Genomic DNA, 7,075 nt, shown 5'->3' with positions numbered 1-7,075 from the left:
TCTGAAATGGATAAAATCTACCAAATTTAGTAGGTGTTCAAATTATTCTTGCAATTTACCAAAAAATATCAAACAAAACACTTGCAAATTTCTATTATAAACCACTAATAGTCTTGAGAAAAGTGAAAAAGCTTGTGAATTCGCCTACTGAAAGGAAATGTTACTAACTTTATGAAGAAAAAAATGACCTTAACGGAATCGCTGACGATTTCCAGCATGCTCTTTGGCCTCTTCTTTGGGGCGGGCAACCTGATCTTCCCGGCCTACTTAGGCCAGGCGGCAGGGCGCCATGTCTGGCTGGCCCTGCTGGGCTTCTTGATCACCGGGGTTGGGATGCCCCTCTTAGCCATTGCAGCCCTGGGGATCACCAAGTCGACTGGCCTCTTTGATCTCAGTTCCCGAGTTGGCAAAAAGTTTGCCCTCTTCTTTACCTGCCTGCTCTACCTCTCAATTGGGCCCTTCTTTGCCATCCCCCGCTGCTTTACCGTGCCCTTTGAAACGGGGATCTCTAGCCTTCTGCCAGGCACCCTCAACAAGCAGCTGGGTCTCTTCCTCTTTACCCTGATCTTCTTTGCCTTGATGCTGTTCTTCTCCCTGCGTCCCGGCCGGATCATGGACTGGATCGGCAAGTTCTTAACGCCCATGTTCTTGATCGTCTTTTTCACCATCATGATCACGGCGCTTTTGCACCCAACCGGCTCAGCCAGCGGCAAGGCGCTGGGTGCCTATGCTAAAAGTCCCCTCCTGACCGGGGTCTTGGCCGGCTACAACACCCTAGACGTCTTAGCGGGCCTAGCCTTTGGCATCATCGTCGTCTCCAGCATCCAGGCCTTTGGCGTGACTGAGCCCGACCAGATCGCCAAGGAAACCGTGAAGACCGGAATCTTGACCAGTATCTTGATGGCCATCATCTACGGCATTACCTCCTTAGCCGGCGCCACCAGCCGGCCGCTTGGGATCGCTGACAACGGCGGCACTATCTTGGCCAATATCGCCCACCACTACTTCCCGGGCTTTGGCGCCATCCTCTTTGCCCTAATGATCTTCATCGCCTGCCTCAAGACTGCAATTGGCCTGATCACGGCCTGCGCTGAAACCTTCAACGGTCTCTTCCCTAAGTATTCTTATAACAAGTGGGCCATCTTCTTCAGCGTCTTCGCCCTGGCAGTCGCCAACATTGGGTTAGATGCCATCATTTCCATCTCCACGCCCTTCTTGATGCTGCTCTACCCTTTGGCCATTTCCCTGATCATCATGGCCTTGACCGGGAACTTCTGCCATTTTGAAAAAAGCGACTGCCAAATCATCACGGCTGTCACCTTTATCTGCGCACTTGGCGACTTCTTCAAGGCCCTGCCAAGCCAGCCAGCTTTTTTGGTAAAAATCTACTCCAACCTGCCACTTTACAGAGACGGCCTGGGCTGGCTGGTGCCCTTCCTCATTGCCTACGTCATCTTGGCAATCCGCCGCTTGATCAAGAGCAACAAATCAAAATAACATACTGAACTAAACAAAACGCGATCTTCCTCAAGGGAAAATCGCGTTTTTGATTTTTTGATTTCTTACATATTACTAACATTCTAAAACGCCCTGCTGGTACTTGGCCAATAACTCCTCGCCTGGCAAAGGACGGCTGTAGAGGTAGCCCTGGAACTTGCTGGTGCCGCACTGGCGCAAGAAGTCGGCCTCTTCTTCCGTTTCCACGCCCTCATTGACGGTTGGGATCTGGAACTTTTTGGTAAATCCAATAATCCCTTCCAAAATCAGGCGGCTTCTGGGATTAGTGTCAAAACTCTTCAAGAACTTGAGGTCGATCTTGATCAGGTCAAAAACGTAATCCCCGATAATGTTCAAAGAAGAGTAGTCGCTGCCAAAGTCATCCAGCCAGACCTCGTAACCATTGGCGTGGAGCTCGTTCATGATTTCTTTTAAGAGCTCAGGATTGCGGCCAATGGACCGCTCCGTGATTTCGATGGTGAAGAGCTTTTTCGAGATGCCGGCTTGGTTGAGCCGTTTGTTAATTTCCACAATTATGGGCCCCGCCATAAAGTCTTTTTCTGACAGGTTGATGGAAATCGGCGGCTGCTTGATGCCCAGGGATTGCTTTTTCTTTAAAAATTCAATGGCCTGGTCCACCATGTAGAGGTCAAGCAGGTACAAGAGGCCCTCGTCTTCTAAGACCGGGATAAAGTTGTCCGGCGTGATCATCCCGTAATTAGGATCAATCCAGCGGGCCAGTGCTTCTTCGTCAGTGACCTTCCCAGTCTTAGCATCTACGATCGGCTGGTAGTAAGCCTTGATCCAGTGCTCTTTCAGCGCTTCTCGAAAGCGGGCCAGGATGTACTCCTTCATGGCCGTCTTTTCTTCCAGGTCCTTGGTGAAGTGGGCAAAGCCAGACTTAGACCGATCCTTGACAGAATTAGCGGCGATTCTGGCCTCATCGCAGGCAGTGGACACCTTTTTATCCTGGTCAAGTGGCACGATCCCGACCCGCACGGACAGGCTGTTGCCATGGTTTAAGCTGCTGACCTGGCAAAAAAGCTTCCCGAGTTTTGCCTCCAGATCTTTTTTAGTCGTATAAACGGCAAAGTGGTCCGAGTCAAAACGGCCGGTATATTCTGAACCAAAAATTCCCCGCAAAGCAATTGCTAGGCCCAATAAAAGCTCATTGCCGCTAGCCAGGCCAAAGGTGTGGTTGTAGTACTTTAAGTTATTGTAGTCAATAAACAAAATGACGGGCTCTTCCCCATTTTGCCGCAAACGCTTGCTGCCGGCTTCAGCCAGCATGATAAAGTAGCCCATGTTGGGCAGACCCGTTAAGTCGTCGTACTGGTTGCGGCGGATCCAGCCTTCCAGCTGGACGTTTTCTTTAAGGTAGCGGTTCAGTTCTTGGCTGGCAGCGGAGACATCATTAGCCAGGCTGGATTCGTCCATGTAGACCACAATGGTGATTCGGCTGCCGTCTTCCATGAACATGTGCATGCCGGTCGAGTGGATCAGGTGGTAGCCATCCTGGCCCACATTTTTGGTCCGGTAAACAGCATTGTAAATGCCGCCCTTGATGGCAAAGCGGTAGGCGATGTCGGCCACCCGGGCCACATCGTCTGGGTGGGTGTCCCGGTACATGTCGTTAGTCATGAGGTCGATCCCCTCGGCCATTTCTTTAATGCCGAAAAAGTCCAAAAAGCCCTGTGATAAGAGCAGAGGCACGACCCTGTGGTCTAAAAATTGGTAAAAGGCAATGGGAATGGGCAAGCCTTCTAATGTTTGTCTGACTTCCTTGGAAAAATGATACTTGTGCATATTCTAACCACCTACTAGATGCGCTATAATAGCTCGTTGATTATAAATATCATATCATTTTTTCAGCTTGAATTCAGTAAGTAGGTGCAAGGAACGCATGAAAAAAACGTGATCTTCTTGGGAAATCACGGCTTTTTGGCATATGTTACTTATTCTTTTTTTCTAATTCTACCAGAGCCTGCTTCATGGCAATGCCGCCGGCATAGCCAGTCAAGCTACCATCAGCCCCCAGGACCCGGTGGCAGGGCACAACGATCATGATTGGGTTCTTGTTGTTGGCCCCGCCAATGGCCCGAACCGCTTTAGGATTGCCGATGGCCTCGGCAACTTCCTTGTAGCTGCGGGTTTCCCCGTAGGGAATTTTTTCCAGCGCATGCCAGACCCTTTCTTGGAAGGGGGTGCCGGAGAGGCGGTAGTTGATGGAAAAAGTCTTCCTCTTTCCAGCTAGGTATTCGGTGATTTGTTGAAAGACCTGGTCGATTAAGGGCGTCTTTTCCCCTCGGTCCTTTACATCCGTTTGATCTTTCACAGGCCCAATCAAGGTGATTAGGTCATCTTCGTAGCCGATCTTCACCTGGCCAAAGGGGTAGTCGTAAATTGCGTAGCCGGTCATTCTGCTTCTCCTACATTTGCCTGCGCTTGTTTTATTTCATATTATACTATCCCTTTTTAAAAATTAATCCTGGTACATGTATTCCCGGGTAAGGGGCAGGTTCTTGCCCGATGGCCCCTTGGTCAAGAGAAATTGCATGACGTCGATGTTGCCCGATTCAAATGAGGCTGCACAGGCTTGCAAATAGAGGTCCCACATCCGGGTGAAGCGCTCGCCCATTTCTTTTTGGATGATGGAGCGATGCTCATTAAAGTTCTGATCCCAGATTTCCAGGGTCCGCTGGTAGTGGCGGCGGAGCATCTCGATGTCGGCGATCTGCAGGTTGTTTCCCGTAATGTGCTCGACCATTTCGGCTAGGCCCGGCACATAGCCGCCTGGAAAGATGTACTTGTTGATCCAGCCATTAGTCGCTCCGCCCTGCTGGCGGGTGATGCCGTGGATCAGGGCCACGCCGTTAGGGCTCAGGTAACGGGCAACGTCTTTAAAGTACAGGCCCATGTTTTCCTTGCCAACGTGCTCAAACATACCGACGCTGGTCACATAGTCCCACTGCCGGTCGCCCAACTCCCGGTAGTCGGTTAAGAGGACTTCCGCCACGTCTTCCAGGCCCTCTTTTTGAATTGTGTCCTGGACCAAATTATATTGTTCCTGGCTCAGGGTGACGCCGGTGACCTTCAAGCCATATTCTTTAGCGGCCGTCAGCATCAAGGTCCCCCAGCCACAGCCGATATCGAGGAGAGTCTTGCCCTTTTGCGGGTCGAGCTTGTTTAAGATATGGTGGACCTTGTCGAGCTGGGCCTGTTTCAAATCATCGCGGTTTTCGCCCTTAAAATAGGCGCAAGAGTAAGTCAGGGTGTCGTCTAGCCACAGCCTGTAGAAGTCGTTGCCCACGTCATAGTGGCTCTGGATGTCGTCGGCGCTTTCCTTTTCCCCGTGTCCCTGCTTAGGCAAAAAGTGGCGGAACTTGCTGCTCCGCATGAAGGAGTCCTTGCTTTCGTAGGCCGATTCGATGACCTGCTGGATGCTGCCGTTAATCTCGAGCTTTTTGTCCATATAAGCTTCGCCCAGGGCAATGGAGGCGTTCTTGCGCAAATCCGCTACCGGGATCTTCTCGTTAAAGCGGATGGTCGCTTGCGGGGCCCCGTTTCCGTAGACTTCTTCTTTGCCATCCCAGTAGATAACCCTGACTGGCATGGTGAAAGAATGACTGAGTAAGAGCTTATAGAACGTTTTTTCTAGCATGGTGTTGCCTTCTTTCTATACCTGCTATTATAGTCCTAATCTGCATTTTTGCTAGGTATAGAATTTATCTTTTTTAAGTAAATTTTCAATTTCAGAAAAAGCATAATTCACTTACATCACGGTATTACTAGGCAAAAAATGTTTGTTCTTTTTTAAGATAAAAAGAAAGCTTATAAGTATTATTGCTTGCTTCAGATTTTTGCTTGCGACATCATTTACTAAAAGTAAGTGAATTGTCGACAGCAATCGGAGGCAAGAAATGACAAAAGTATTGGTAATCGGCGCATCCAGCCAAATCGCCATGCACGCAGACCATGCTGGCCAAAGACCAGGATGTGGACTTGACCCTTCTGCGGTTCAATCTTCTCACGGTACTCGTTCCACTTTTCGCGAGGGACCTTTAGGCGTGACAAATTAAAACATATAGTCATCGGTAATCCCAAGCGGTTTCCCGCTATCTAGCGGTTCGATAAACTCATCTAGCAAATTTTCATTGGACATACTATAACATCACCTCAATTCAAAAGTGGGTCCTAGAGCTTTGCTTTTCTCCATCTCTTTACTAATGCAGAAAAAATGTAATAAAATTGTTGACATCTTAGATGTAAGCATGTATATTATAACTATCAGATGAAACAAGTAGTATTACATTTAAACGAGGTACATAACATGAACAAGAAAATCGCAATCATCGCTGTTAATGGCAAGGCCGGCAAGAAGATCGCTGAAGAAGCAGTTAACCGCGGCTTTGACGTCACTGGCTTTGGCCGCCACACTAACGACACCGCCGCTCAGCACTATGTGAAAAAGGATCTTTTTGACCTGACCAAGGAAGACCTGGCTGGCTTTGACGCGGTCGTTGACGCCTTCGGTGCCTTCACCCCGGAAACCCTGCCTCTCCACACAACTAGCCTGATGCACCTGGCTGACCTGGTTGCTGGGACCAACACCCGCCTCTTGGTAGTCGGTGGGGCCGGCAGCTTGTACGTTGACAAGGACCACACCACCCACCTGTCAGAAACGCCGGACTTCCCAGACGACTTTAAGCCGCTAGCTACTGCCATGGGTGAGGCTTTAGACAAGCTGCGTGAACGTAATGATGTCAACTGGATCTATATCTCTCCTGCCGCTGACTTCCAAGCAGATGGCGCCAAGACCGGCAAGTACATTCTTGGCGGAGAAGAACTGACCTTGAACCCAGCTGGCGAAAGCGTCATTTCTTACGCTGACTACGCAGTCGCCATGGTTGACGAAATTGAAAAGGGCACTCATAATAAAGAAAGAATTTCAGTCGTTAAGGCTTAAAAAACAGGCGCCAAGTCGCCTGTTTTTGCCGTAAGAAGGAGCAAAACTTGCAAGTATCAACCAAATTTACCATTGCTATCCATGTTTTAGCAGCCACAGAATTTTTTGGCAACGAAGAAAAAGTCACCAGTAAGCTTTTGGCTTCCAGCATTGGCAGCAACCCTGTCATCATCCGCAACATCATGTCCGATTTGCAAAAAGCGGGCTTGATCGAAACCAAGCGCGGACCTGGCGGCATCTCCATCACCCGCCCCTTAGACCAGATCACTTTTTACGATGTCTACGAGGCTGTGGAAAAAAATAAGGACCAGCTCTTCAACTTCCACGAAAATCCGAACCCTGCTTGCCCGGTTGGCCGCAACATCCACGCGGCCTTAGACGACAAGCTGGACGACATTCAGCGGGAATTTGAAGAAGACTTAAAAAAGCACAACGTGGCTGAAGTCGTTCATGACCTTCACCAGGAAGTGAACGCAGAAAAGCAGGCGTGATTATTAATTATTTTTTGCAAAAGTTCAGCAATCGCTATATACTAAAAGCAATCAAGAATAATATAGAAAAAGGCGCAAGGGATCTCCTCCTGATATGACCCCCGAAATTAGGACACTAATT

General features: G+C 49.2%; 6 protein-coding genes. 3 read left to right on the top strand and 3 right to left on the bottom strand.

Translation table 11 applies throughout. The annotated features are described in order from the left end of the window. Positions 1-183 precede the first annotated feature (183 nt). Positions 184-1,497: a branched-chain amino acid transport system II carrier protein gene (gene brnQ, locus FC20_RS08820; protein ID WP_236697659.1), complete on the top strand. Its 1,314-nt coding sequence runs from the start codon at positions 184-186 to the stop codon at positions 1,495-1,497. A 75-nt stretch (positions 1,498-1,572) separates the two neighbouring features. On the opposite strand, the gene FC20_RS08815 is transcribed toward brnQ, so the two are convergent. The 3 genes from FC20_RS08815 to FC20_RS08805 all read right to left on the bottom strand — a co-directional run bounded on the left by FC20_RS08815 (position 1,573) and on the right by FC20_RS08805 (position 5,158). Continuing rightward, positions 1,573-3,303, bottom strand: a complete 1,731-nt coding sequence (locus tag FC20_RS08815; RefSeq protein WP_008463147.1) for an EAL domain-containing protein — start codon at positions 3,301-3,303, stop codon at positions 1,573-1,575. Positions 3,304-3,448: 145 nt separating this feature from the next. Then, positions 3,449-3,916 (bottom strand): methylated-DNA--[protein]-cysteine S-methyltransferase, encoded by a 468-nt coding sequence (locus FC20_RS08810; protein WP_008463145.1) that lies wholly within the window; start codon positions 3,914-3,916, stop codon positions 3,449-3,451. 63 nt (positions 3,917-3,979) lie between these two features. Next, on the bottom strand, positions 3,980-5,158 hold the full coding sequence (locus FC20_RS08805; protein ID WP_008463143.1) for an SAM-dependent methyltransferase: 1,179 nt from the start codon (positions 5,156-5,158) through the stop codon (positions 3,980-3,982). A 669-nt stretch (positions 5,159-5,827) separates the two neighbouring features. Here FC20_RS08805 and FC20_RS08800 point away from each other — a divergent pair. After that, positions 5,828-6,463, top strand: a complete 636-nt coding sequence (locus FC20_RS08800) for an NAD(P)-dependent oxidoreductase (RefSeq protein ID WP_008463141.1) — start codon at positions 5,828-5,830, stop codon at positions 6,461-6,463. Positions 6,464-6,510: 47 nt separating this feature from the next. Beyond that, positions 6,511-6,954, top strand: coding sequence for an Rrf2 family transcriptional regulator (locus FC20_RS08795; RefSeq protein WP_008463139.1), 444 nt, complete (start codon positions 6,511-6,513; stop codon positions 6,952-6,954). Positions 6,955-7,075 lie beyond the last annotated feature (121 nt).

The sequence above is a fragment of the Lactobacillus equicursoris DSM 19284 = JCM 14600 = CIP 110162 genome, from assembly GCF_001434815.1.
GTDB lineage: Bacteria > Bacillota > Bacilli > Lactobacillales > Lactobacillaceae > Lactobacillus > Lactobacillus equicursoris.
Note: the sequence above shows the minus strand (reverse complement) of the source record. Positions and strands in the feature narration are given on the sequence as shown.